The sequence below is a fragment of the Variovorax sp. 10L426 genome (assembly GCF_056395305.1).
This window is the reverse complement of sequence record NZ_JBFTJF010000006.1, coordinates 299,420-325,097: the sequence shown is the minus strand read 5'-3', so window position 1 is coordinate 325,097 and position 25,678 is coordinate 299,420. Positions and strand designations below refer to the sequence as shown.

Annotated in this window: 19 protein-coding genes; 12 read left to right on the top strand and 7 right to left on the bottom strand. The window is 66.0% G+C overall.

The genetic code is table 11. The features are described from left to right. Positions 1 to 151 precede the first annotated feature (151 nt). Positions 152 to 1,111, bottom strand: coding sequence for a LysR family transcriptional regulator (locus tag AC1DHL_RS11830; RefSeq protein ID WP_478098703.1), 960 nt, complete (start codon positions 1,109 to 1,111; stop codon positions 152 to 154). Positions 1,112 to 1,200: 89 nt separating this feature from the next. Here AC1DHL_RS11830 and AC1DHL_RS11825 point away from each other — a divergent pair, with 89 nt between their 5' ends. The 9 genes from AC1DHL_RS11825 to AC1DHL_RS11785 all read left to right on the top strand — a co-directional run bounded on the left by AC1DHL_RS11825 (position 1,201) and on the right by AC1DHL_RS11785 (position 12,927). Beyond that, entirely contained in the window at positions 1,201 to 2,652 is a 1,452-nt protein-coding gene (locus AC1DHL_RS11825; RefSeq protein ID WP_478162092.1) for an aldehyde dehydrogenase family protein, read from the top strand. A gap of 49 nt (positions 2,653 to 2,701) precedes the next feature. Then, positions 2,702 to 3,667, top strand: coding sequence for an ABC transporter substrate-binding protein (locus tag AC1DHL_RS11820; RefSeq protein ID WP_478098699.1), 966 nt, complete (start codon positions 2,702 to 2,704; stop codon positions 3,665 to 3,667). Positions 3,668 to 3,696: 29 nt separating this feature from the next. Continuing rightward, a complete protein-coding gene (chvE, locus tag AC1DHL_RS11815) occupies positions 3,697 to 4,770 on the top strand; it encodes a multiple monosaccharide ABC transporter substrate-binding protein (protein ID WP_478098697.1) in 1,074 nt (357 codons plus the stop codon). 72 nt (positions 4,771 to 4,842) lie between these two features. Then, the gene (gene mmsA, locus AC1DHL_RS11810; protein ID WP_478162099.1) at positions 4,843 to 6,366 is read left to right on the top strand and encodes a multiple monosaccharide ABC transporter ATP-binding protein; all 1,524 of its coding nucleotides are present in this window, start codon (positions 4,843 to 4,845) and stop codon (positions 6,364 to 6,366) included. Beyond that, positions 6,356 to 7,579: a multiple monosaccharide ABC transporter permease gene (gene mmsB, locus AC1DHL_RS11805; protein ID WP_478098695.1), complete on the top strand. Its 1,224-nt coding sequence runs from the start codon at positions 6,356 to 6,358 to the stop codon at positions 7,577 to 7,579. The genes mmsA and mmsB overlap by 11 nt, the downstream gene beginning before the upstream one ends. Further along, on the top strand, positions 7,576 to 9,105 hold the full coding sequence (locus tag AC1DHL_RS11800; RefSeq protein ID WP_478162091.1) for a sugar ABC transporter ATP-binding protein: 1,530 nt from the start codon (positions 7,576 to 7,578) through the stop codon (positions 9,103 to 9,105). Before mmsB ends, AC1DHL_RS11800 begins: the two co-directional genes overlap by 4 nt. Next, positions 9,102 to 10,145, top strand: coding sequence for an ABC transporter permease (locus AC1DHL_RS11795; protein WP_478162090.1), 1,044 nt, complete (start codon positions 9,102 to 9,104; stop codon positions 10,143 to 10,145). The genes AC1DHL_RS11800 and AC1DHL_RS11795 overlap by 4 nt, the downstream gene beginning before the upstream one ends. After that, positions 10,142 to 11,170: a galactofuranose ABC transporter, permease protein YjfF gene (gene yjfF / locus AC1DHL_RS11790; protein ID WP_478162089.1), complete on the top strand. Its 1,029-nt coding sequence runs from the start codon at positions 10,142 to 10,144 to the stop codon at positions 11,168 to 11,170. Before AC1DHL_RS11795 ends, yjfF begins: the two co-directional genes overlap by 4 nt. Positions 11,171 to 11,190: 20 nt before the next feature. Then, positions 11,191 to 12,927, top strand: coding sequence for an IlvD/Edd family dehydratase (locus tag AC1DHL_RS11785; protein WP_478162088.1), 1,737 nt, complete (start codon positions 11,191 to 11,193; stop codon positions 12,925 to 12,927). A gap of 6 nt (positions 12,928 to 12,933) precedes the next feature. On the opposite strand, the gene AC1DHL_RS11780 is transcribed toward AC1DHL_RS11785, so the two are convergent. The 5 genes from AC1DHL_RS11780 to AC1DHL_RS11760 form a co-directional block, all read right to left on the bottom strand. Next, a complete protein-coding gene (locus AC1DHL_RS11780) occupies positions 12,934 to 14,433 on the bottom strand; it encodes a CYTH and CHAD domain-containing protein (RefSeq protein ID WP_478162087.1) in 1,500 nt (499 codons plus the stop codon). A gap of 30 nt (positions 14,434 to 14,463) precedes the next feature. Continuing rightward, positions 14,464 to 14,715, bottom strand: a complete 252-nt coding sequence (locus tag AC1DHL_RS11775) for a hypothetical protein (RefSeq protein ID WP_478098682.1) — start codon at positions 14,713 to 14,715, stop codon at positions 14,464 to 14,466. A gap of 108 nt (positions 14,716 to 14,823) precedes the next feature. After that, entirely contained in the window at positions 14,824 to 15,177 is a 354-nt protein-coding gene (locus AC1DHL_RS11770) for a hypothetical protein (protein ID WP_478162086.1), read from the bottom strand. A 186-nt stretch (positions 15,178 to 15,363) separates the two neighbouring features. Next, positions 15,364 to 17,931 carry a cyanophycin synthetase gene (gene cphA / locus AC1DHL_RS11765; RefSeq protein ID WP_478098678.1) on the bottom strand — a complete coding sequence of 856 codons (2,568 nt, stop codon included), beginning with the start codon at positions 17,929 to 17,931 and terminating at the stop codon, positions 15,364 to 15,366. Between the two features lie 61 nt (positions 17,932 to 17,992). Next, positions 17,993 to 20,233, bottom strand: coding sequence for a cyanophycin synthetase (locus AC1DHL_RS11760; RefSeq protein ID WP_478162085.1), 2,241 nt, complete (start codon positions 20,231 to 20,233; stop codon positions 17,993 to 17,995). A 127-nt stretch (positions 20,234 to 20,360) separates the two neighbouring features. On the opposite strand from AC1DHL_RS11760, the gene AC1DHL_RS11755 reads away from it, so the two are divergent. The 3 genes from AC1DHL_RS11755 to queC all read left to right on the top strand — a co-directional run bounded on the left by AC1DHL_RS11755 (position 20,361) and on the right by queC (position 23,880). After that, positions 20,361 to 22,634 carry a cyanophycin metabolism-associated ABC transporter gene (locus AC1DHL_RS11755; protein ID WP_478098675.1) on the top strand — a complete coding sequence of 758 codons (2,274 nt, stop codon included), beginning with the start codon at positions 20,361 to 20,363 and terminating at the stop codon, positions 22,632 to 22,634. Next, a complete protein-coding gene (locus tag AC1DHL_RS11750) occupies positions 22,631 to 23,107 on the top strand; it encodes a cyanophycin metabolism-associated DUF1854 family protein (protein WP_478098673.1) in 477 nt (158 codons plus the stop codon). The genes AC1DHL_RS11755 and AC1DHL_RS11750 overlap by 4 nt, the downstream gene beginning before the upstream one ends. Positions 23,108 to 23,178: 71 nt before the next feature. Then, positions 23,179 to 23,880: a 7-cyano-7-deazaguanine synthase QueC gene (gene queC, locus AC1DHL_RS11745; RefSeq protein ID WP_478162084.1), complete on the top strand. Its 702-nt coding sequence runs from the start codon at positions 23,179 to 23,181 to the stop codon at positions 23,878 to 23,880. Here the strand turns inward: queC and AC1DHL_RS11740 are convergent. After that, positions 23,859 to 25,631, bottom strand: a complete 1,773-nt coding sequence (locus tag AC1DHL_RS11740) for an ABC transporter ATP-binding protein/permease (RefSeq protein WP_478162083.1) — start codon at positions 25,629 to 25,631, stop codon at positions 23,859 to 23,861. The two genes, queC and AC1DHL_RS11740, sit on opposite strands and share 22 nt — an antisense overlap. Between the last annotated feature and the right edge of the window lie 47 nt (positions 25,632 to 25,678).

Genomic DNA, 25,678 nt, shown 5'->3' with positions numbered 1-25,678 from the left:
GCGCAGCGGTACGCGGATCAGGGCTGCGCGTGTTTGAGCGAAGCGAGTTTCGCGCGGACCCCGCGTACCGTGAGCAGCGCAGGGCAGCCGCGAAGCGGCCGGTGACGTCGGCCGGCCCAGCGCACACCGCCCGCCTCCGCCACCCCAAACCTCAATCAGCCTCAAGCCGACGCCCATAGGCAGTGAAGCTCTCCGCCTTGAGCGCCCTCATCATCACCTTCGCTGCCGGCGACAAGAGACGATCGGTGCGGGTGATGATGCCGAACGCATCCATATGACAAGGCATCTCGATGGGCAGCAGCGCAACGATCCCGTGCGCCGCGTAGTAGCGAGCCACGTCGGTCGCGAGCACGGCCACCATGTCGCTCTGCTGCAGCATGCGTGTGATGAAGAGCAGCGCCGCCGTCTCGATCACGTTCAGCGGCGGCGGAAGGCCTTCCTCCTGGAACATCAGTTCGAAGCGATGCCGCAACACGCTGCCTGCGGGCGGCACGATCCAGCCCGCAGACACCAGGTCGCGCAGGCCCAGGCCCGTCATGCCCAGCAGCGGATGGCCGGGTCGAACGAGCGCACAGACGGGCTCCTCGGTGAGTGCTTCGTAGCGTACGTTTGTCTTATCGTGTTCCGCGAAGAGGCGTGCGACAAGCAGGTCGAGCTTGCCCTGTTCGAGCCGCTCCAGCAGCACCGGGCTGGTCTCGATCTCCAGCGACACACGCAGGTTCGGGTGATCGCGCTTGACCGCCGCGACCGCCGGCGGTAGCAACACCAGCCCAGGCGCCGTGATGGCGCCGATGTTGACCTGCCCCGCACTGCCGGCCTTGAGAGCCGTGAGTTCGTCATGTGCCTGGTTCAGGCTCGCAAGCGCGACGCGCGCGTGGCGGATCATGGTTTCCCCGTACCACGTCGGCCGCATGCCGCGCGGCAGGCGGTCGAACAGCGGCACCTCCAGCACGTCCTCGAGGTCCTTCAGCAGCTTCGAAGCCGCGGGCTGCGTCATGTTCAGCACCTGCGCGGCGCGATGGATGTTGCCTTCTTCGGCCAGTGCCACGAGCAGCAGCAACTGGCGGGTCTTGAGTCGCGCACGGATGAACCAGTGCGTGTAGTTGGTCATGGGGGTTTACCTGAATGCTTCTTCTGATATCCATTCCATCCAAATATTGATTGGAAAGATATTGGTGCGATTCCTACACTCGCCCCACTTTGAAGCGCAGCGACCTCCAGCAGAATGCACGGCAGCTCATCAACGGGCGCTGGGAGACGGGCGTGACCACGGGCGTCAGCCGCAACCCGTCCGACACCCGCGAGGTCGTCGCCGAATATGCGCGCGCCGATCGCAGCCAGACCGAGCGTGCCATCCGCGCCGCGGCCGATGCCTTTCCTCACTGGAGCCTGACCACGCCACAGCGCCGCGCCGATGTGCTCGACCAGATCGGCAGCGAGATCCTCGCGCGGCGCGAGGAACTCGGCATGCTGCTGGCGCGCGAAGAAGGCAAGACCTTGCCGGAGGCCGTCGGCGAGGCGGCACGTGCAGGCCACATCTTCAAGTTCTTTGCCGGCGAAGCCCTGCGCGGCGGCGGCGAGGCGCTGGCTTCCGTGCGGCCCGACGTGCTGGTCGACATCACCCGCGAGCCGGTCGGCGTGGTCGGCTTGATCGCGCCGTGGAACTTTCCGCTCGCGATTCCCGCATGGAAGATCGCGCCGGCGCTCGCGTACGGCAACAGCGTCGTCTTCAAGCCTGCAGAACTGGTGCCTGCGTGCGGATGGGCGCTGGCTGAAATCATCAGCCGCGCGGCACTGCCGGCGGGTACTTTCAATCTCGTGATGGGCAGCGGGCGCGAAGTGGGGCAGACGATCGTCGACAGCCCGCTCGTGGATGCCATCAGCTTCACGGGCTCGGTCGCCACCGGCGAGCACATCCTGCAGGCCGCCACCCAGCGTCGCGCCAAGGTTCAGTTGGAGATGGGCGGCAAGAACCCGCTGGTGGTTCTGGCGGATGCCGATCTCGACCGTGCGGTCGACTGCGCCGTGCAGGGTGCCTACTTCTCCACCGGCCAGCGGTGCACGGCGTCGAGCCGGCTGATCGTCGAAGCGCAGATCCACGATGCCTTCGTCGCGCGCCTTCGTCATCGTCTCGCTGCGCTCAAGATCGGCCACGCGCTGGAGCGCGGCACCGACATCGGCCCCGTGGTCGATGCCGCCCAGCTCGAACAGAACCTCACCGCCGTCGCCAATGCGAGCGAAGAGGGTGCCGAACATGTCTGGGGCGGCGAACGGCTGAAGCGCGCGACCGCCGGTCACTACATGAGTCCGGCGCTGTTCCTGGCCCGGCCCGAGCATCGCGTTGCGCGCGACGAGATCTTCGGGCCTGTTGCCTGCGTGCTGCGCGCCGACGACTACGCGCATGCGCTGGAGCTTGCCAACGACACGCCCTTCGGCCTGTGCGCCGGCATCTGCACCAAATCGCTTTCGCGCGCAATGCACTTCAAACGCCACGCCAAGGTCGGCATGACCATGGTCAACTTGCCGACGGCGGGCGTCGACTACCACGTGCCCTTCGGCGGCCGCAAGGCGTCCAGCTACGGTCCGCGCGAGCAAGGCCGTCATGCCGCGGAGTTCTACACCACCGTCAAGACCGGCTATGTGCTGGCCTGAGCGGACCGACAACCAGGGTTTCTTTCACCACGTTCAACAAGGAGACAACATGAAACTGAACCGTCGCACGCTCAACATCGCCCTCGCAACCGCGTCGCTCTCATCGCTGCTGCCGCTGAAGGCACTGGCGCAGCAGAAGATCGTCCTGGGCTTCGCCCAGGTCGGCGCCGAAAGCGAATGGCGCACGGCCAACACCGAGTCGATCAAGTCGGCGGCGAAAGAGGCCGGCATCGATCTCAAGTTCTCCGATGCGCAGCAGAAGCAGGAAAACCAGATCAAGGCCATCCGCTCGTACATCGCGCAGAAGGTCGACGTCATCGCCTTCTCGCCGGTCGTCCAATCCGGCTGGGACCCGGTGCTGCAAGAGGCCAAGGCCGCCGGCATTCCGGTGGTGCTGACGGACCGCGCGGTCGACAGCAAGGACACCTCGCTCTACGTGACCTTCATGGGCTCGGACTTCGTCGAGGAAGGCCGCAAGGCCGGCAAATGGCTGGTCGAGAAGGAGAAGGGAAACCCGGGACCGATCAACATCGTCGAGCTGCAGGGCACCGTCGGTTCGGCACCCGCGATCGACCGCAAGAAGGGCTTCGAGGAAATCATCAAGTCCGATCCGAAGTTCAAGATCATCCGCTCGCAGACCGGCGACTTCACCCGCGCCAAGGGCAAGGAAGTGATGGAAGCCTTCCTGAAGGCTGAGGGCAAGAAGATCAACGTGCTCTTCGCGCACAACGACGACATGGCGATCGGCGCCATCCAGGCCATCGAGGAAGCCGGCATGAAGCCGGCGCAGGACATCATCATCATCTCGATCGACGGCGTGAAGGGTGCCTTCGAGGCCATGATGGCCGGCAAGCTCAATGTGTCGGTCGAATGCAGCCCGCTGCTTGGCCCGCAGCTGATGAGCGCGGTCAAGGACATCAAGGCCGGCAAGCCACTGCCGAAGCGCATCCTGACGAAGGAAGGCATCTTCCCGATGGAAGTCGCCAAGGCTGAATTCCCCAGCAGGAAGTACTGAGCCGCCGATCCCAAAAAGGAGATTTCCCGATGAAAAGAAAATTTCTCAAAACCTTGCTTGCCGGCGCCGCGGCTACGTTGCTCGTCGGCGTCGCGCCGCTCGTCTACGCGCAGGACAAGGGCCTCGTTGCAATCTCGATGCCGACGAAGTCGTCGGCGCGGTGGATTGCCGATGGCTCGAACATGGTCAAGTACTTCAACGAGAAGGGCTACAAGACCGACCTGCAGTACGCCGAGGACGACATCCCGAACCAGCTCGCGCAGATCGAGAACATGGTCACCAAGGGACCGAAGGTGCTGGTGATCGCGGCGATCGACGGTACGACGCTGTCGGACGCGCTGCAGAAGGCGGCCGACAAGGGGGTGAAGGTGATCGCCTACGACCGGCTCATCAAGGGCTCGAAGAACGTCGACTACTACGCCACCTTCGACAACTACCAGGTCGGCGTGTTGCAGGCGCAGTACATCGAGAGTGCGCTGAAGCTGAAGGAGGGCAAGGGCCCGTACAACATCGAGCTCTTCGGTGGTTCGCCCGACGACAACAACGCCTTCTTCTTCTACAACGGCGCGATGTCGGTGCTCAAGCCCTACATCGACAGCGGCAAGCTGGTGGTGCGCAGCAAGCAGATGGGCATGGACAAGGTCTCGACGCTGCGCTGGGACGGCGCCGTGGCGCAGGCGCGCATGGACAACCTGCTGTCGGCCTACTACACCAAGGACCGGGTCGATGCGGTGCTGTCGCCCTACGACGGCCTGTCGATCGGCATCATCTCCTCGCTCAAGGGCGTGGGCTACGGCTCGGCCCAGCAGCCGATGCCGGTGGTGACGGGGCAGGACGCCGAAATCCCCTCGGTCAAGTCGATCCTGAAGAAGGAGCAGACTTCCACCGTGTTCAAGGACACGCGCGAGCTGGCGAAAGTCACGGTGGGCATGGTGGACTCCATGCTCGCTGGCAAGCAGGTGGAAGTGAACGACACCAAGACCTACAACAACGGCGTCAAGGTCGTGCCGTCCTACCTGCTCAAGCCCGTGAGCGTGGACGCGTCGAACTGGAAGCAGGCGCTGGTCGACAGCGGCTACTACAAGGAGAGCCAGATCAAGTAGCCGACAGTGCGATGCGGGGTCGGCCGGCCCCGCAGGCTCGAAGGAGACAGGGTGAACGATGTGATTCTGGAGATGCGCGGCATCACCAAGAGCTTTCCGGGGGTGAACGCGCTGGACAACGTCAACCTCGCGGTGCGCGCGGGAGAGATCCACGCCGTGGTCGGCGAGAACGGCGCGGGCAAGTCCACGCTGATGAAGGTGCTCAGCGGCGTGTATCCCTGCGACTCCTACGAGGGCGAGATCCACTTCGAGGGCGAGTTGCGCCGCTTCAAGGGCATCGCCGACAGTGAGAAGCTCGGCATCATCATCATCCACCAGGAGCTGGCGCTGGTGCCGTTGCTGTCGATCGCGGAGAACATCTTTCTCGGCAACGAGACGGCACGCGGCGGAGTGATCGACTGGTTCGAGGCCTATGCCCGCACGCGGGAGTTGCTGGCCAAGGTCGGACTCAAGGAGCCGCCGACGGCGCTCATCACCAACCTGGGCGTTGGCAAGCAGCAGATGGTCGAGATCGCGAAGGCGCTCTCGAAAGAGGTGAAGCTGCTGATCCTCGACGAGCCGACCGCCAGCCTGAACGAGAGCGACAGCGATGCCTTGCTGCGCCTGCTGCTGGAACTCAAGGCGCAGGGCATCGCGTCGATCCTCATCTCGCACAAGCTCAACGAGATCGCCAAGGTGGCCGATTCGATCACCGTGCTGCGCGACGGCGCCACTGTCGAGACCATGGATTGCCGCAGCGCGCCGATCAGCGAGGACCGCATCATCCGCGGCATGGTCGGACGCGACATGGCGCACCGCTATCCGGAGCGCACACCGGCCATCGGCGAGACAATCTTCGAGGTGCGCGACTGGCGCGTGCACCATGCGTTGCACGCCGACCGCGAGCAGATCAAGGGCGTGAACCTGCACGTCCGGCGCGGCGAGATCGTCGGGATCGCGGGGCTGATGGGCGCGGGGCGCACGGAGTTCGCAATGAGCGTGTTCGGGCGTTCGTACGGGCAGCGCATCAGCGGCTCGGTGCACATGCACGGCAAGGAAGTCGACGTCGGCACGATCCGCAAGGCGATCGACCACGGCATCGCCTACGTCACCGAGGACCGCAAGAGCTTGGGCCTGGTGCTGGAGGAGGACATCCGCAAGAACGTGAGCATGGCCAACCTGGCGGCCATCTCCGAGCGTGGCGTGATCGACGATGGCCGCGAGTTCAAGGTGGCGAACGACTACCGGCGCGCGCTCAACATCCGCTGCGCCGGGGTGAACCAGCGCGTCGTCAATCTCTCGGGCGGCAACCAGCAGAAGGTGGTGCTGAGCAAGTGGCTCTTCGCCAAGCCCGAGTTGCTGATCCTCGACGAGCCCACGCGCGGCATCGACGTGGGTGCCAAGTACGAGATCTACACCATCATCGACCAGCTCGCGAGCGAGGGTAAGGGCATTCTCTTGATTTCTTCCGAACTGCCGGAGCTGCTTGGCATGTGCGACCGTATCTATGTGATGAACGAGGGGCGCTTCGTCGCCGAGTTTCCTGTGGCCGAGGCTTCCCAGGAAAAAATAATGCGAGTGATCGTGGCCTCCGGGAGCAGCGTCCATGCCGCCTGAAGCAGAAGCCGTCAAACCGGCAACACCGATCACGCCGCCGGCGTCCGGCACGGCGACGGCCGAGCATGCAGGGTTCATCAAGAACAACCTGCGCGAATATGGGATGCTGATTTCGCTGGTTGCGATCATGGCGCTGTTCCAGGTCCTGACCGACGGCACGCTGATGCGGCCGCTGAACCTCACCAACCTGCTGCTGCAGAACAGCTACATCGTGATCATGGCGCTGGGCATGCTGCTTGTGATCGTTGCGGGCCACATCGACCTTTCGGTGGGCTCGGTGTGCGGCTTTGTCGGCGCACTCGCGGCGGTGTTGATGGTGGAGTACGACTGGCACTACGTGCCAACATTCATCGTGTGCCTGATCGCCGGTGGCGTGATCGGCGCGGCGCAGGGCTGGTTCGTGGCCTTCTTCCGTATACCGTCGTTCATCGTCACGCTGGCGGGCATGCTGGTGTTCAAGGGGCTCACGCTGGCGTTGCTGGCAGGGCAGTCGGTAGGGCCGTTCCCTGAAACCTTCCAGAAGCTGAGTTCGGGCTTCGTGCCTGACGTGATCGGCGGCGAGAGCTTGCGGACCACATCGCTGCTGCTGGGTGCGCTGGCCGCTGCGGCGCTCGTGTTCTTCAAACTTCGCGGGCGCGCGAAGCTCGCGGCGCATGGCATGGCGCAGGAGCCCTATGCCTTCTTCCTCGTCAAGAACCTGTTCTTCGCGGCGGCGATCCTGCTGCTGAGCTACCTGCTCGCGACCTACAAGGGTCTGCCCAACGTGCTGATCGTGATGGCGGTGTTGATCGTCGCCTACGACTTCGTCACGAACCGAACGACGGTGGGCCGTCGCATCTATGCGCTGGGCGGCAACGAGAAAGCGGCGCGGCTGTCGGGCATCAAGACCCAGCGGCTGGCGTTTCTCACCTTCGTGAACATGGGCGTGCTCGCGGCGCTGGCAGGCCTGGTGTTCGCGGCGCGGCTCAATACGGCCACGCCCAAGGCGGGGCTGGGTTTCGAGCTCGACGTGATCGCGGCCTGCTTCATCGGCGGTGCGTCGGCCTCGGGCGGCGTCGGCAAGGTCATGGGCGCAGTGATCGGGGCCTTCATCATGGGCGTGATGAACAACGGCATGTCGATCCTCGGCATCGGCATCGACTACCAGCAGGTGATCAAGGGACTGGTGTTGCTGGCGGCCGTCTTCATCGACGTCTACAACAAGAACAAATGAACACGCCCGCCACTCTCGATGTGTCGGTGCTGCAACTCACGGGCATCGACAAGCAGTTCAACGGCGTGCCGGCGCTGCGCGGCGTTGCGTTGCGGCTGCGGGCCGGCGAGATCCATGCGCTGCTGGGGCAGAACGGCGCGGGCAAGTCGACGCTGATCAAGGTGCTGACGGGCGTCTATGCGGCCGATGCCGGAGAGATGACGCTCGCCGGAAGTCCGATCAGGCCATCCTCGCCGATCGACGCGCAGCGCATGGGCATCAGCACGGTCTACCAGGAGGTGAACCTCTGCCCGAATCTCTCGGTGGCGGAGAACATTTTTTCGGGGCGCTACCCGCGCCGTGGCGTGGCGCAGGGCTTCCGCATCGACTGGGCCGCCGTCAACCGCGAGGCGCGCGCACTGCTGGCGCGACTCGACGTGCACATCGACGTATCGCGGCTGCTGTCGAGCTATTCGGTGGCCGTGCAGCAGATGGTCGCGATCGCGCGGGCGCTGGGTTTGTCGTCGAAGGTGTTGATCCTCGACGAGCCGACATCGAGCCTCGACGACGAAGAAGTGAAAAGCCTCTTCGCAGTGCTGCGCCGGTTGCGCGGCGAGGGGCTGGCGATCCTGTTCGTCACGCACTTCCTGAACCAGGTCTATGCGGTGTCGGATCGCATCACGGTGCTGCGAAACGGCGCCTGGGTGGGCGAGTGGCCGACCAGCGAACTGGGCCCACAGGCGCTGATCTCGGCGATGGTCGGACGCGAATTCGCGGCGCAGGCGACGGGGCATGCGGACCTGCCTCCGATCGACGAGAGCGCTGCCGCCGTCCTGGCCGCAGAGGGCCTGGGGCAGCGCGGACAGTTGCAGCCGGTCGACCTGCAGGTGCGCCCCGGCGAGATCGTGGGACTCGCCGGGTTGCTCGGCTCGGGACGTACGGAGTTGGCTCGACTGCTGTTCGGCCTCGCCAAGCCGGATCGCGGCGGCCTGAAGGTCGACGGCGTCGCGGTCGAGCTGGCGAGTCCGGCCGATGCGGTGAAGCATGGCCTTGCCCTGTGTCCTGAAGAGCGCAAGACCGACGGCATCGTGGCCGACCTTTCATTGCGCGAGAACATAGCGCTTGCTCTGCAGGCTCGGCGCGGCGTGCGCAACACGCTGTCGCGCGCCGAGCAGGCGGCGCTGGCGGAGCGTTTCGTCAAGACGCTGGGCATCCAGACCGCCAGCATCGAGACGCCGATCGGATTGCTCTCGGGCGGCAATCAGCAGAAGGCGGTACTGGCGCGCTGGCTGGCGATCGAGCCGCGCCTGTTGATCCTCGACGAGCCCACACGCGGCATCGACGTCGCAGCCAAGCAGGAGATCATGGACGAGATCCTTCGTCTTGCGCGCGGCGGCATGGCGGTGCTGTTCATCTCGTCGGAAATGAACGAAGTCGTGCGCGTGTCGCATCGCATCGTGGTGCTGCGCGAGCGGCGCAAGGTGGGCGAACTGCCGGCCGGAGCCAGCGAGGACGCGGTGTACGAGCTCATCGCGGCGGAACAATGACTCGCATGTTTCGCCATCGGCTGGCGTGGCCGATCATCACGTTGCTGATTCTGCTGGCGATCAATGCGGTCTTCAACCCGAGCTTCCTGCATCTGGAAGTGCGCAGCGGGCATCTGTACGGCAGCCTGATCGATATCCTCAACCGCGCGGCGCCGCTGGTGCTGGTCGCGCTCGGCATGACGCTCGTGATCGCGACGCGCGGGATCGACATCTCGGTGGGGGCCGTGGTGGCCATTGCGGGAGCGCTGGCGGCCTGGATGATCGGCGGCTCGCTGGTCGTGAGCAACGGCGCCGAAGCCGAGGTCAGCCGATTTCCGATGTGGCTGGCCATCGTCGCGGCGCTCGGCGTGGCGCTGGTCTGCGGACTGTGGAACGGCCTGTTGGTCGCGCGCGTAGGGATGCAGCCGATCATCGCGACCCTGATCCTGATGGTGGCCGGACGCGGCATTGCGCAGCTGATCACGGGCGGGCAGATCATCACGATTTACTACTCGCCGTTCTTTTTCGTCGGCAACGGCTATCTCCTCGGACTGCCGTTCTCGGTTTATGTGGCTGCTGCGGTGTTCGCGCTGGTCTATCTGGCGATCACGCGCAGTGCGCTGGGTCTTTTCGTGCAGTCGGTGGGCATCAATCCGAACGCGGCACGCGTGGCCGGCGTGCGGGCGCGCCGCATCATCGTGGGCGCATACATGTTCTGCGGCTTCTGTGCGGGTGTGGCGGGGCTGCTGATCAGCTCCAACGTCAAGAGTGCGGACGGCAACAACGCAGGCCAGCTGCTGGAGCTCGATGCCATCCTGGCCGTCACGCTCGGCGGCACGGCGCTCACCGGCGGGCGCTTCAGCCTGGTGGGCAGCGTGATCGGTGCACTGATCATCCAGACGCTGACCTACGGCATCTATTCGCTCGGCGTACCGCCGGAGATCAACCTGGTGGTGAAGGCGGCGGTTGTCTTCGCGGTCATGCTGCTGCAGTCGGCCGAGTTCCGCGCGAGCATCCGTCAGCTCGTGCAGCGGCCTGCGCGTGGGGAGATGGTTAGATGAGCGCAGTCGTACCCGAATCGGCGGTACCTGAATCGGACGCGCCCGCGAGGCGGCCGCGCACGCGGCTCAACCCGAAATACCTGCCGCTGGCCGCGACCATCTCGCTCTTCGTGCTGATGGCGACGCTGGGCTCGGTCTTCTACAACGGTTTCTTCTCGGCGCAGGTCTTCCTCAATCTCCTGATCGACAACGCCTTTCTCTGCATCGTCGCGGTAGGCATGACCTTCGTCATCCTCTCCGGCGGCATCGACCTGTCGGTGGGCTCGGTGGTCGCATTGACGACGATGGTCTCCGCGGCGCTTGTCGAGAAGCACGGCTGGAGTCCCGCGATCGTGATTCCGCTGGTGCTGGTCATGGGCACGCTGTTCGGCGCCTTCATGGGGGTGCTGATCGAGCGCTTCCGGCTGCAGCCTTTCATCGTGACGCTGGCGGGGATGTTCCTCGCGCGCGGGCTCTGCTATCTGATCAGCATCGATTCGATCAGCATCACCAACGAGGCCTACTCGCAGATCTCGCAGTGGCTCCTGCCGGTGTGGGGCACGGCATCGATCTCGCTCAGCGGCCTGATCGCGCTGGCGATGGTCGCGCTCGCGGTGTTCGTCGCGCACTACACGCCGTTCGGCCGCACGGTGTACGCGATCGGCGGCAACGAACAATCGGCGGTGCTGATGGGGCTGCCGGTGCGCTCGACCGTCATCGGCGTCTACACGCTCTCGGGCTTCTGCTCGGCACTGGGCGGCGTGGTGTTCACCTTCTACATGCTTTCGGGCTATGGGCTGCACGCGGTGGGGATGGAGCTGGATGCGATCGCGGCGGTGGTGATCGGCGGCACGCTGCTCACCGGCGGTGTCGGCTACGTGATCGGCACGTTGTTCGGCGTGCTGATGCTCGGGATCATCCAGACGCTCATTTCCTTCGACGGTACCCTGAGTTCGTGGTGGACGCGCATCGTGGTCGGCGTCCTGCTCTTTGTCTTCTGCCTGCTGCAGCGCCTGTTCTCGGCGCGTGCGGCGGAGCGTCCCTAGGCTTCACCGAAATCCCCCGCATGTCCGACACACCGAAAAAACTGCGCTCGACCGAATGGTTCGGGTCGGCCGACAAGAACGGCTTCATGTACCGCAGCTGGATGAAGAACCAGGGCATTCCTGATCACGAGTTCGACGGGCGGCCCGTCATCGGGATCTGCAATACGTGGTCGGAGCTGACGCCCTGCAATGCGCACTTCCGCAAGATCGCCGAGCACGTGAAGCGCGGCATTTCGGAAGCAGGCGGGTTTCCGGTGGAGTTTCCGGTGTTCTCCAACGGCGAGTCCAATCTGCGGCCGACCGCGATGCTGACGCGCAACCTCGCGAGCATGGATGTGGAGGAGGCGATTCGCGGCAACCCGATCGATGCGGTGGTGCTGCTCACGGGCTGCGACAAGACCACGCCGGCATTGCTGATGGGCGCGGCGAGTTGCGACATTCCGGCCATCGTCGTCACGGGCGGGCCGATGCTCAACGGCAAGCTCGAAGGGCACGACATCGGTTCCGGAACGGCCGTTTGGCAACTGCACGAGGCGATGAAGGCCGGCGAGATCGACGTGCACCAGTTTCTTTCGGCCGAAGCGGGCATGTCGCGTTCGGCAGGCACATGCAACACCATGGGGACCGCCTCGACCATGGCCTGCATGGCCGAGGCGCTGGGCGTCTCGCTGCCGCACAACGCGGCGATTCCGGCGGTGGATTCGCGCCGCTATGTGCTCGCGCAGATGTCGGGCATGCGGGCCGTGGAGATGGCGCGCGAAGGGCTGACGCTGTCGAAGATCCTCACGCGCGAAGCGTTCGAGAATGCGATACGTACCAACGCCGCGATCGGCGGCTCGACCAATGCGGTGATTCACCTGAAGGCCATCGCAGGGCGCATCGGCGTCGCGCTCGAACTCGAAGACTGGACGCGCATCGGACGCGGCACGCCGACACTGGTCGACCTCATGCCCTCGGGGCGCTTCCTGATGGAGGAGTTCTACTACGCGGGCGGTCTGCCGGCAGTCTTGCGCAGGCTCGGCGAGAACGGCCTGTTGCCGCATCCCGACGCGCTCACCGTCAACGGCCGGTCGCTGTGGGACAACGTGCGCGAGGCGCCCAGCTACAACGACGAAGTGATCCGCCCGCTCGACAGGCCGCTCATCGACGACGGCGGCATCTGCATCCTGCGCGGCAACCTGTCGCCGCGCGGCGCGGTGCTCAAGCCCTCCGCCGCTTCACCCGAGTTGCTCAAGCATCGGGGCCGTGCGGTGGTGTTCGAGGATTTCGATCACTACAAGACGCGCATCGTCGATGAGTCGCTCGACGTGGATGCGAATTCGGTGCTCGTGATGAAAAACTGCGGGCCCAAGGGCTACCCCGGCATGGCCGAGGTCGGCAACATGGGGCTGCCGCCGAAGCTTCTGCGCGAGGGCATCAAGGACATGGTGCGTATTTCCGATGCGCGCATGAGCGGAACCGCGTACGGCACGGTGGTGCTGCACGTTGCACCCGAAGCGGCCGACGGCGGTCCGCTCGCGGCGGTGCGGGACGGTGACTGGATCGAACTCGATTGCGAGCAGGGCCGCCTGCATCTCGACATCAGCGATGCGGAACTGACCGATCGCCTGGCGTCCATCGCGCGTGCGCCGGCCCATGTGAAAGGCGGTGGCTACCAGCGGCTCTATGTGGAGCACGTGCTGCAGGCCGATGAAGGCTGCGATTTCGATTTTCTGGTCGGGTGCCGCGGCGCTGCCGTGCCGCGGCACTCTCATTGAATCTCACTACCAGAACGGACGTGCCTCGGCCACTTTGTCGAGCGCCTTCCGGCATTCGACGGCGCTGGCGGGCTGGCGCGCGCTGAGCCATCCCACCGCGAACCATGCGTGTCCGTCGTGGGCGGCGTTCTCACGATACGCGGCAATCGCGACCGCGGTGTCGTTGTGTTCGCCGAGCGCATCCTGCGCGGGTTCGAGTTGCTTGAGATAGCGCTTTGCTTTCGCGCCGAACAGCGGAGCGACGAACTCGCCGAGGTAGCGCAGCCGTTTGAGCCGCTTTCGCACGCGATGCTGCGCGGCAGGTTCGAGATCCTCGAATCGGCGGCCGTCGCGTGTCACCTGCCGATGCAGCTTCGAAAGCCGTTCGCGCAGCGCATCGCGAGGCGGTCCGGCGCATTCCGCCTCCTCACGCGTGATCTCGTCCATCGTCTCGACGGGCAGCGATGCAGCGATCAGCGCCATGAGCACGGACTGGAATGCCGGGCCCCGCACCACATCGCGAGGATCAGGCAGGTCGGCGAAGCTGCCGGCCCAATCGACTGGCGGCGCGCCGATGGCTTCGAGCGCCGGCTGCACGGTCTGGGTGAGGTGATCGTGATCGCGCTGCTGACCGAGCGCGCGAAAAGCGTCCGTCAGCGCCGGATCCCACGTGGGGTCGATGGCGGGCGCAAGTTCCGCCATCTCGCGCAGTGCCGTTCGCAGTCGGCGGATGCCGACGCGCAACTGATGCACGTGCTCGGCGTCGGTACTGCCGGCGGCGACTTCGCTTGCATTGGGGAGGATTTGCGCCAGGCAGGTCTTGAGCACGGCGCGGAAGACTTCCGGCGCGTCCAGATCGTTGTGCAGTTCCGGTGCACGGGCTTTCACCGCATCACCAAAGAGCGTGCCTTGTGCCAGCCGCTGGCCGCGTACGGATTTCGACACGGTGTCGAGCCAGAGCTCGTACCGGTTGCGCCAACGCTGGGCGAGTTCGAGCATGGATCGCGGACTGCCGCCTTTCAGCTCGATCTCGAGTTCGCACAGCGCGTGCGCGCGTTCGCCCGCGCGCACTTCGCCGCGATCGAAGGCCAGTTCGACCAGCGCATCGCCGGTGCGCATTTCGCGCGTGGTGCGGCGGACGTCCGTGCCATAGAGGGGAACGAGTTCGACCGTTGCCGGGTCGTGGCCGGCCTTGCGGCATGCGTCGCGGATCAGGTCGCCGACGGGCGTGCCTTCATGCCGCGCGATGCTGGGCACGGGCACATCGCGTGCGCCGGCGGGGGGCAGATCCACATTGTGTTCGTGGCGCTCGAGCAGGCTGTTGGTCGGCGCCTTGGCGGTCTGCCGCCACGCCTGGCCTTCCTTGCGCAAGCGAAGCACCAGGCGCTCGGCGGCCAGCGCGCCGTCCGCCGTGTCGAAGTAGCGGGCGCGCAACCGCTCGACGTGCGAGCGGCCACGGGCCACCGCCGCTTCAACCGCGGCCCGGTGCTGCGGGTCGACCTGGAACTTGAGTTCGAATTCGGTCACTGATCCGTTGTCGCCGCTTGCGCGTCGCAATCAGCCCGGCAAGTCGGTGACCTGCTGCGCCAGATCGAACAACTTGGATTTGCTGGCGTAGTAGCGATCCAGGCGCCATTCCTTCAGGATGTCCATCGCCAGCTGGAAGCTCTTGTAGTCGAGGTCATAGAGCGTGACGAGTTCGAAGCTGTGCTCCGATTCGAGCGCCAGCACCAGGCGGGCAAGGATTTTTGCCGACTCGTTGGTCGGGTCGGTTTCGATGAATCGACGGGCGACCTTGATGGCATTCATGGGGAAGTTTTCCTCGTTGAAACTAGCCCACGACTATATCCAGCGCCGCCGCGCCATTTGTGACAGCCGCGTGACGAAGCGGGATTTCCGTTCAAGCGCAGCAGAAGTCTATTGCGCGGGTACCGGCGTCTCGGTCGTGCGAATCACGCCGCCTCCCAGCACGCTGCCGCTGATGGTGGTCGATCCGGCGCCGGTGATCCGCGCTTCGCAGGCTGCACGGTCGGAGGGCGGCTGCCGGCTGCAGCGCGCAAGCGCGTTCTGCCGCAACGTGGCGTCGTCGACCTTGGGGAAGGACGTCTGGGCCGCCGCGCCTCTTTCGCGAAGGCACGCCTGCTTGTTCTGGTGCACACCGTCGCAGGGGAGCGACGACTTGGAGGAAGACTGGGCAAGGGCGGCCGAGGCGGCAGCGAGGCCACCGGTCGCCACGAGGACTGCGAGACACGAACGAAGAGCGTTCTTCATGGGTACTCCTTGGGTTGCGGCGCGGCCTTGCACCCGAGAGGATGCGCTGCCTCACGCCGGCGGAAATCGGAGTATGCGAGACGAAAGGACCTGAGACCAGCCCCCCTCGCCTCGCCTTCGTGTCGGACCAGTCCGGCAAAAGGGCGGGCAGACGACTCGCAGAAGCATTTCGCCCGCCGCGGCGGGTCAGCCTTCGGCGATGCGCTTGGCCAGGTGGGCGAGCGCTTCCTCGACCTGATCGACCAGGATCAGCGAGAGGTCGCCGGGCTGCAGGCGTGCGAGGGCGGAATCGATGGCGATGAATTCGCCGCGGATCTCGTCGACGAAGCGCGTGCGCTGCGCGCCCTCGAGCCCTTGCCGCAGGAGTGCCATCACCTCGCCGTCGGCGCGGCCACGCTGGGCCGCGTCCTGATAGAGGATGACGTCGTCGAAGGCCTCGCCGAGGATCGCGGTCTGGTCGCGAATGTCGCAATCGCGGCGGTCGCCCGCGCCGCTGATCACGACCGAGCGCTTCTTCGCGGACATCGTGTCGACGGCGGCGACCAGCGCCCGCATGGCGTCGGTGTTGTGGCCGTAGTCGGCGATCACGGTCGCGCCGCGATAGTCCATCACGTTGAAGCGGCCCGGCACGCCCGCGGCGTCGTTCTTGAAGCTGGCGAGGCCGCTGCGGATGGCATCCCAGTCGAGGCCCACGGCCCAGGCCGCGGCGATCGCTGCCATCACGTTGTCGACCTGGAAGCCGATGGTGCCGTTGCGGGTGATCTGCACGTCGCGCAGCGGAATGCGCTCCCGCCACGAGCCTTCCGCGGCGATCACCGCGTCCTGGTCCACATAGACCGTGCGCCTGCCCTGCGCGCGGTGCGTGGCCATCACCGGATGCTGGCGGTCGGCGGTGAAGAAGATCACGCTGCCGGGGCAACTCGCTGCCATCGCGGCGACGTTCGGGTCGGCCGCGTTGAGCACGGCGTAGCCGGTGGGCGCCACGTTGCGCACGATCACGCGCTTGAGAACGGCCAGGTCTTCCACCGTCGTGATGTAGTTCAGGCCGAGGTGGTCGCCGCTGCCGATGTTGGTCACCACTGCCACCTGGCAGCGGTCGAAGCCGAGGCCTTCGCGCAGGATGCCGCCGCGCGCCACTTCGAACACGGCCGCGTCGACATCCGGATGGAGCAGCACGTTGCGCGCGCTCTTCGGGCCGCTGCAGTCGCCGCTGTCGGTCTGGCGGCCGTCGACGTAGACACCGTCGGTGTTGGTCATGCCGGTGCGCAGGCCGCTGGCGGCGAGCAGGTGGTTGATCAGTCGTGCAGTCGTCGTCTTGCCATTGGTGCCGGTCACGGCCACGACCGGGATGCGGCCATCGTCGCCGTGGGCGAAGAGGGTGTCCATCACCGCTTCGCCGACCGCGCGGCCGCGGCCGAACGAGGGCGAGATATGCATGCGCAGCCCGGGCGCGGCATTGACCTCGACCACGCCGCCGTGCTGTTCTTCGAGCGGGCGCAGCACGTTCTCGCAAACCATGTCGACGCCGCAGATGTGCAAGCCGACCATCTGAGCCGCATCGACCGCGCGCGCGGCGACTTCGGGATGCACCGTGTCGGTCACGTCGGTGGCGGTGCCGCCGGTCGAAAGATTGGCGTTGTTGCGCAGCACGACGCGCTGGCCGAGTGCGGGCACGCTCTCGGGTGTCAGGCCTTGCGCTTCGAGGCGGCCGACGGCAATGTCGTCGAGCCGGATCTTGGTGAGCGAGGTCGCGTGCCCCTCGCCGCGGCGCGGGTCCTGGTTGACGATGTCGACGAGTTCGCGAACGGTCTTGGCGCCGTCGCCGATCACCTGCGGCGGATCGCGGCGGGCCGCCGCCACCAGCCGGTCGCCGACGACGAGCAGGCGGAAGTCGAAGCCGGGAAGGAATTTCTCGACCATCACCTCGCCGTAGACCGCTGCCGACGCGTAGGCGGCATTGAGCTGCTCGCGCGACGTGATATTGACCGTGACGCCCTTGCCCTGGTTGCCGTCCTGCGGCTTGACGACCACCGGCAGCCCGATGTCCTGGGCCGCGGCCCAGCCGTCGTCGGCGTCCGTCACCGGACGGCCGAGCGGAACGGGTACGCCGGCCGCGTTGAGCAGTTGCTTGGTGAGTTCCTTGTCCTGCGCGATGGCTTCGGCGACGCCGCTTGTGCTGTCGACTTCGGCCGCCTGGATGCGGCGCTGCCTGGAACCCCAGCCGAACTGCACCAGGCTGCCGCTGGTGAGGCGCCGGTACGGAATGCCGCGTGCGACGGCCGCGTCGACGATGGAGCCGGTGCTCGGGCCGAGGCGTTCGGATTCGTCCAGATCGCGCAGCTCCGTGATAGCCGCCGTGGCGTCGAATCCCGCGCCGTTCTGCGCGGCGTCGATGAGCTGCCTGGCCAACTCCAGCGCGCGGCGGCCGACCGCTTCTTCGCTGTACTGGAAGGTGACCTGGTAGACGCCTTCCTCGATGGTGCGCGAGGTATGGCCGAAGTTGACTGCGCAGCCCGCCTGCGCCTGCAGCGCCACGGCAGCGTTTTCGAGCACATGGGCCAGCGCAAGCGGCTGGCCGAGCACGATCGGATGCAGTTCGCCGATGGTCGGGAAGAGCGCGCGAAGGCGAGGCTCGAAGCCGGCCAGGCGCCCGATGGCGTTCTCGTCGTCCTTGCAGTTGACGATCGCCTCGATGCAGGTGTGGCGGCTCCAGAGATTGGGGCCGCGCAGGGCGCGGATGCGTGTGATGTCCATGTTGTTATCTCCCTCCGTTGCTTCGCGCCGCTTGCGCGGACGCGAAGCGCGGGGGTTTCATCTAGGCAAATTGGTGTTCGGGTGCAACCAGCGTCTGCGACAGTTGCAGCGATGCAAGTGCAGCCTGCAGGTCTGCTTCGAAGGCTTCGACGCCGGCGCCGATCAGGTTGAGCGGGATGCCCAGCGCCCAGGCTGCGGCGACCGCGGCCAGCAGGCTTTCGAGGCTGACGCCGACATGCGTGGCACGCCAGATGGTGAGCCGGCCGAGTCCGGGCAGGAAGGACTCGCTGCTGCCGTTCGCCAGGACCACGCGGTCCTGCCGCACGACAACGGCCTTGCCGCCATCGGCCCGGTGCTTCGCCAGCGCTTCGGCCTGCGGGTCGGCGGCATAGAGGATCACGGCGCCATCGCACAGCGGCGCCAGGCTGGCCACGCGCGGGTCGGCGGCATTGAGAACGGCGGTGCCTTCGGGCAGCACGACGTCCACCTGCGTGCGCAGCACCTTGACCATCTGGTCGCTCTCGGTGATGTCGAATTCGGCAAGCGACTCCGAGCCTTCGAGGTCGGTCACGATGCCGACTTCGCAGCGGTCGTAGGCGAGGCCGTCGCGCAGGATGGTTTCGGCGCCGTTCTCGATCACCACGGCCTGCACGGCGCGGTTCACCAGCAGGCGATGGCCGGCATGCCAGTTGGCGCTCGGGCGCGCGTCGACCCGACGCCGATCGAGGAAGAGGCCGTCGCTGCAAGCCAGGCCGGTATGGCGGCCGCCGAGGCCGATCAGCCAGGCGACCAGCCGCGACAGCACGGCCGTATCGCGCGAGCCGGCCACGCCGACCACGGGGATGCGGCCCGGTGCGTCGTCCGGGAACAGGTGGTCGCAGATCGCGCGGCCGACCGGGCGAGGCGAGCCGACGGCCGGCTTCAGGTGCATCAGCAAGCCGGGACCGGCGTTGACTTCGACGATCGCGCCGCCCTGGGCCGCGAGCGGCTGGGCGATGTCTTGCGCCACGAGGTCGATGCCCGCGATGTCCAGGCCGACCACGCGGGCGGCAAGGACGGCAGCGTGCGCGACTTCCGGATGCACCTGGTCGGTGCAGTCGATCGACATGTTGCCGTTGCGCTGGATCGTGACGACCCGGCCCGATGCGGGCACGGATGCGCCGTCGAGATCCTGGCGCTTGAGTTCGAGCTGAAGCTTGGCGTCGGTCTCGAGGACGATGACGTCCAGCGGATATTCCTCTTCCGCGCCGCGACGGGGGTCGCTGTTGAGCTGGCTGTCGATGAGCTGGACCACGGTCGACGTGCCGTCGCCGGTGACGGTGATGATCTCGCCGCGCGCTGCGGCGACCACCTGGCCGCCGACCACCAGTAGCCGGTGCTCCGACCCGCGGATGAAGCGCTCGACCATCACGTCGCTGCCCTCGGGCTCGGCGACCGCGAAGGCGGCGATGACCTCTTCCCGTGTGTGGAGTTCGAGCGAAACCCCACGGCCGTGGTTGGCGTCGGAAGGTTTGACCGCCACAGGCAGGCCGATGTCCTCGGCGGCGTCCCACGCTTCCTCGGCATTGGCGACGACCTGGCCTTCAGGCACCGGCACGCCGCAGCTCGCGAGCAGTGATTTGGTCAGTTCCTTGTCGCTGGCGATCGATTCGCCGATGGCGCTGGTGTAGTCGGTCTCGGCCGTCCAGATGCGCTGCTGGTTGGCACCGTAGCCGAGCTGCACCAGGTTGCCGCTGTTGAGCCGCATGTGCGGGATGCCGCGGTCGGTGGCTGCGCCCACGATGCAGGCAGTGCTCGGGCCCAAGTAGCAATCCTCGACCTTGGCCTTGACGGCATCGACTGCGCGCTGGACGTCGGCGGCGTCGAAGGGGGCGTTGTTGATGGCAGCCATCAGCAAGCGGTGGCCTTCGGCCAGGGCGACGCGGGCGACCTGTTCATCGCGGGCGCGGAACACCATCCGGTAGACGCCATGCTGCGAGGTGCTGCGCGTCTGGCCGAAGCCGGTCGGCATGCCGGCGAGATTGAGCAGTTCGATCACCACGTGTTCCAGCACATGGCCGGCCCAGGTGCCTTCGGTCAGGCGCTGGATGAAGCCGCCGCGCTCGCCGACGCCGCAGTGGTGCTCGATCAGCGCCGGCAGCAGCGTGGTGAGCCGGTCGGTGAAACCGGCAATGGTGTTGGACGGATGGTCCTCCAGCGCGCCGAGGTCGAGCCAGACCTCCAGCACGGGGCGGTAGGTCCACAGGTTGGGGCCACGCAAATAGTTGATGCGCAGCAGGCGGATGTCGTCGAAACGGGTCATGAAAACGTTCGATGTGCTTTGGCCGAGCACTGCGGCGCCTTCAGGCGCACCCATGGCGATCGGTCAGAATCGGCGCCCGGCGAGCGCCATGAAGGGTCCGGCAGCGGGCCGGAAATATAGAAACACAATGCAACATCACGATCCAGTCGGCACCCCGGAGGGCGAATCAGAAGGAGCTTCGGAAGCTTTAAAAAGCCGGCTCTCTGTCGCGGAAAACGTTCTGGCGACGCTCCCGGTTGACCTCGACGGGGAACTTCGGTTTACATCCGGTCTGCTGGCGCTGACAGACCGCCGCCTGATGGCGCGCGACGCCGGGGGCGCCTGGTCCGAATGGCCGCTGCCGGCGGCGGAGTTGGACCTGCATTTGGCCGATCACGCCGGGATAGGGACGCTCGATCTGCAGGACGGCAGGGGCCGGTTGGCTCGCTGGCGCTACACGCTGGCCCAGCAACCGGCGGCACTGCGCCTTCAGAAACTGTTCACGCAGCAGGTCGCTGGAGTCGCGCAGGTGACAGCCGCCGGCGCCGACGCCGATGAGGCGGCGGTCGAACCCGAACTTCAGACGCCGCCGTCGACCTGGGTGCTGTTGCGCCTGGGACGCTTTGCCAAGCCTTACCGCAAGCAGTTGATCAGCGGCTTTCTCCTGACGCTGGCCTCGACCGCCGCGACGCTGGTGCCACCGTATCTGACGATCCCGCTGATGGACGACATCCTGATCCCGTTCCAGAACGGGCAGAAGATCGCCGTGGCGAAGGTCGTGATGTTCCTCGGCGCGCTGTTGGCCTCGGCCCTGGTGGGCTGGGCGCTGGGCTGGGCGCGCACCTACCTGCTGGCGCTGGTATCCGAACGCATCGGTGCCGACCTGCGCACCACCACTTACGAACACTTGCTGACGTTGCCGCTGGATTACTTCGGCGGCAAGCGCACCGGCGACCTCATGGCGCGCATCGGCTCGGAGACCGACCGCATCAACGTCTTCCTGTCGCTGCATGCGCTGGATTTCCTGACCGACGTGCTGATGATCGCCATGACCGCGGTGATCCTGTTCTCGATCAATCCGCTGCTCGCGGTCGTGACGCTGGTGCCGCTGCCTTTCATCGCGTGGATGATCCATGTCGTGCGCGACCGGCTGCGCACCGGCTTCGAGAAGATCGACCGCGTCTGGAGCGAGGTCACCAACGTGCTCGCCGACACCATCCCCGGCATCCGCGTGGTGAAGGCCTTCGCGCAGGAAAAGCGCGAAGCCAACCGATTCCGGTCCGCGAACCTCTACAACCTGCAGGTCAACGACAAGCTCAACAAGACCTGGTCGCTCTTCACGCCGAGCGTGTCGCTACTGACCGAGATCGGGCTGCTGGTGGTCTGGGGCTTCGGCATCTGGCAGGTGGCGCGCGGCAGCATCACGGTCGGTGTGCTCACCGCGTTCATCGCCTACATCGGCCGCTTCTATACGCGGCTGGATTCGATGAGCCGCATCGTATCGGTCACGCAGAAGGCGGCGGCCGGTGCCAAGCGCATCTTCGACATCCTCGACCATGTGAGCAACGTCCCGGAGCCGGCCAACCCGGTGAAGGTCGAACGCATCCAGGGCCGCATCGAGATGGCCGACCTCGGCTTCCGCTACGGCAGCCGCGCGGTGATCCGCGACCTCGACCTCGTGATCGAACCGGGCGAAATGATCGGCCTCGTCGGCCACAGCGGCTCGGGCAAGAGCACGCTGGTCAACCTGATCTGCCGCTTCTACGACGTGACCGATGGGGCCATCAAGGTCGACGGCACCGACATCCGCCGCTTCGCCGTGTCGGACTATCGGCGGCATGTGGGGCTGGTGCTGCAGGAGCCTTTCCTGTTCTTCGGCACGATTGCCCAGAACATCGCCTACGGCAAGCCCGACGCCACGCGGGAGGAAATCGTGGCCGCGGCTCGCGCGGCGCATGCGCACGACTTCATCCTGCGCCTTGCGCACGGCTACGACTCGCTCGTCGGCGAGCGCGGCCAAGGGCTGTCGGGCGGCGAGCGCCAGCGCATCAGCATTGCGCGTGCATTGCTGATCGACCCGCGCATCCTCATCCTCGACGAGGCCACCTCGGCGGTCGACACCGAGACCGAGAAGGAAATCCAGAAGGCTCTCGACAACCTCGTGAAAGGCCGCACGACCATCGCGATCGCGCACCGGCTCTCCACGTTGCGCAAGGCCGACCGGCTGGTGGTGATGGATCGCGGCGAGATCGTGGAAGTCGGGCCACATGACGCGCTCATGGAAAAGCAGGGTGCCTATTGGCGGCTCTACCAGGCGCAACTTCGGCAGGCTGATGACGAGAGCGCGGGGGCAGCCGCCGAGCGTACGGCGGTGGCAATGGCCCTGGGTGGCCACGCAGCCCATCCGGCGGGGGACGCATGAGCAGCATGAACAAGGGATTCCAACTCGAACGCGATGCTTTCGGGCGCCTCGTGCTGACCGATGCCGAAGGCGTGCGCCACGTTGGCGTCGTGCCGGTGCGGGCCTTTCCGCTCACCGCGCCGGACGACGGTATTTCGCTGGTCGGGACCGATGGACGCGAAATCGTCTGGGTCGACCGCATCGCCGATCTGCCCGCGCCCTTGCGCACGCTGCTCAACGAGGATCTTGTCGCGCGCGACTTCGCGCCGACGCTGCTGAAGCTTCACCGGGTGTCGAGCTTCGGCGTGCCCAGCACGTGGCACGTGAACACTGACCGCGGTGAGACCAGCTTCGTGCTCAAGGCCGAAGAGGACATTCGACGGCTGGAAGGGGGCGCGCTGCTGATTGCGAGCGCGCATGGCGTGCAGTTCCGCATACCCGACGTGAAGGCGCTGGACCGCCCATCGCGCAAGTTGCTCGAACGCTTTCTTTGATACGGATGGTGGTGTAGTCGTCTGCGCCCGGGGGTGCCAAACTCGTGGTTTTTTCCGAAACCGCGATCGCCATGCACACCACCGCACTCGTCCTCTTCTCCGGCGGCCAGGACTCCACCACCTGTCTGGCCGATGCGCTCGACAAGTACGAGCGCGTGGAGACCGTCGGTTTCGACTACGGACAGCGTCACCGGATCGAGTTGGACGTCCGGTCCAAGGTGCTGGACCAGGTGCGGGAGCGCTTCCCGGATTGGGCGCCGCGGCTCGGTGACGACCACATGCTGTCGGTCGATGTGCTGAAACAGGTCAGCGCTTCTTCGCTCACGCAGGACATCGCCTTCGAGATGCAGGCCAACGGGCTGCCGAACACCTTCGTCCCGGGGCGCAACCTGTTGTTCATCACGCTGGCCGGTGCGCTGGCCTATCGGCGAGGTCTGGACGTGATCGTCACCGGCGTGTGCGAGACCGACTACTCCGGCTACCCGGACTGCCGCGATGACACCATGAAGGCGATGCAACTGGCGCTCTCGCTGGGCATGGACCGGCGCCTTGTGGTCGAGACGCCGCTCATGTGGATCGACAAGGCAGAGACCTGGTCGATGGCGCACCGCCTGGGCGGCGAGGCGCTGGTCGAGTTGATCGTCGAGGAGACGCACACTTGCTATCTCGGCGACCGCACCCAGCGCCACGCATGGGGCTACGGCTGCGGCAACTGCCCTGCCTGCGAGTTGCGCGCGCGAGGCTGGGAACGTTACGTGGCTTCGACCCTGTAGCGGGCGGCGCCGCCGTCGGATTCGGGCACCAGCGTCCAGCGCTTGTCGTGGAAGCTGCCGACCGAGGCGCGGTGCGCGATCGAGACCATCGCGCCACCGGCTGCGCGGACGCCGGCTGCGAGGCGCTTGTACAGTGTTTCCTCGGCTTCGGCGTCGAGTGCGCTGGTGGCTTCATCCGCGAACAGCCATGCCGGTTTGCGCAACAACACACGGGCGATCGCGAGGCGTTGCTGCTCGCCGCCTGACAGCTTCTGGCTCCAGGCGTCGCTGTCGTCGAGGCGGCTGGCAAGGTCGGGCAGCAGGGCTTCGTTCAGCGCCTGCACGAGCTGCTCTTCGGTGAACTCGCTGGCCGCGTGCGGATAGGCGAGCGCATCGCGCAGCCGGCCGTTGGGCACGTAGGGCCGCTGCGGAATGAACATCGCGTTCGCGGGCATCGAAACCTGGCCGTTCGCGAAAGGCCAGATGCCGGCGAAGGCACGGAACAGCGTCGACTTGCCGCTGCCCGAAGGACCTTGCAGCAACACGCTTTCGCCGGGCTGCACCGACAGCGCAGCATTGCGGATCAGCGGCGCGCCGTCGGGCAACGCGACGCTGACGCCAGCCGTGCGCAGGCCCTGGCCGCTGACGGCAGGCGTGCGTTCAAGGGCGCTCTTGCTGTCGGCGTGGGCGCGCATGGCGGCCTCGAACGAGGTGAGCCGGTCCGCCGTGGCACGCCAGACGGCGACGCGGTCATAGTTGTCGACGAACCAGCTGAGTGAGTCCTGCACCCGCCCGAAGGCGGAGTTGACCTGCATCAACTGGCCGAGCTGGATGGCGCCGCTGAAGAAGCGCGGCGCTTGCACGATGAAGGCGAAGATCACCGAGGCCTGGCCGAACGAAGCCGTGAAGGCCACCAGGTTCTTCTGCTTGTTGATGAGTTGCAGGTAGTTCTTCAGCACGGAACCGAAGCGCAGCTTGAGTTGCCCGTGTTCGACCTGTTCGCCACGGTCGAGCGCGATGGCTTCGCTGTATTCGCGCACGCGCACCAGGTGATGGCGGAAGTCGGCCTCGAAACGTTGCTGCTGGTAGTTGAGCCCGATCAGCGGCCGGCCGATGTAGTGCGTGATGACAGTGCCCGCGGCGCAGTAGAGCAGCGCAATCCAGACCATCGAGCCGGGAATCGTGTGTTCGGTGCCGAAGAGCGTGAAGCTGGTGATCCCGCTCAGTCCCCACAGGATGCCGATGAAGCTCACCAGCGTGACCACGGCGTTGAGCAGGCCCATCGACAGCGTCATCGTGTAGTCGGTGAAGATCTGCATGTCTTCCTGGATCCGCTGGTCGGGGTTGTCCGGCGACTGGCCGTCGCGCTGGCCGTAGCGCGCCAGTTCGAGATGGTAGAAGGTGTGGTCGGCCATCCAGCGTGCCAGGTAGCTGCGCGTCATCCACGCCCGCCAGCGCAATTGCAACAACTGTGTCAGATAGAACTTGAGGATCGCGATGACGATGTATGCGGCGGCGATCCAGCAGAAGAAGACGATCTCGCGCCAGAACACCGCCTGGTCCTTGTTCTGCAACGCGTCGTAGAAGCGCGCATACCACTGGTTGTTGAGCACCAGCATGTAGACCACGCCGAGATTGAGCGCAACGATCGCGGCGAGCAGGCCGCGGGCGATCCATTTCTCTTCCGATTGGAAGTAGGGCGCCGCCAGTGCGCCGATACGCCGCAGGGTGGAGATGATGTTCTTGGAGCCGTCTGGAGAAGTCATGGGCATGAGCATGGGTGCACGCCCGAACGGCGCGTTGCCTTTCATCGTAGCGC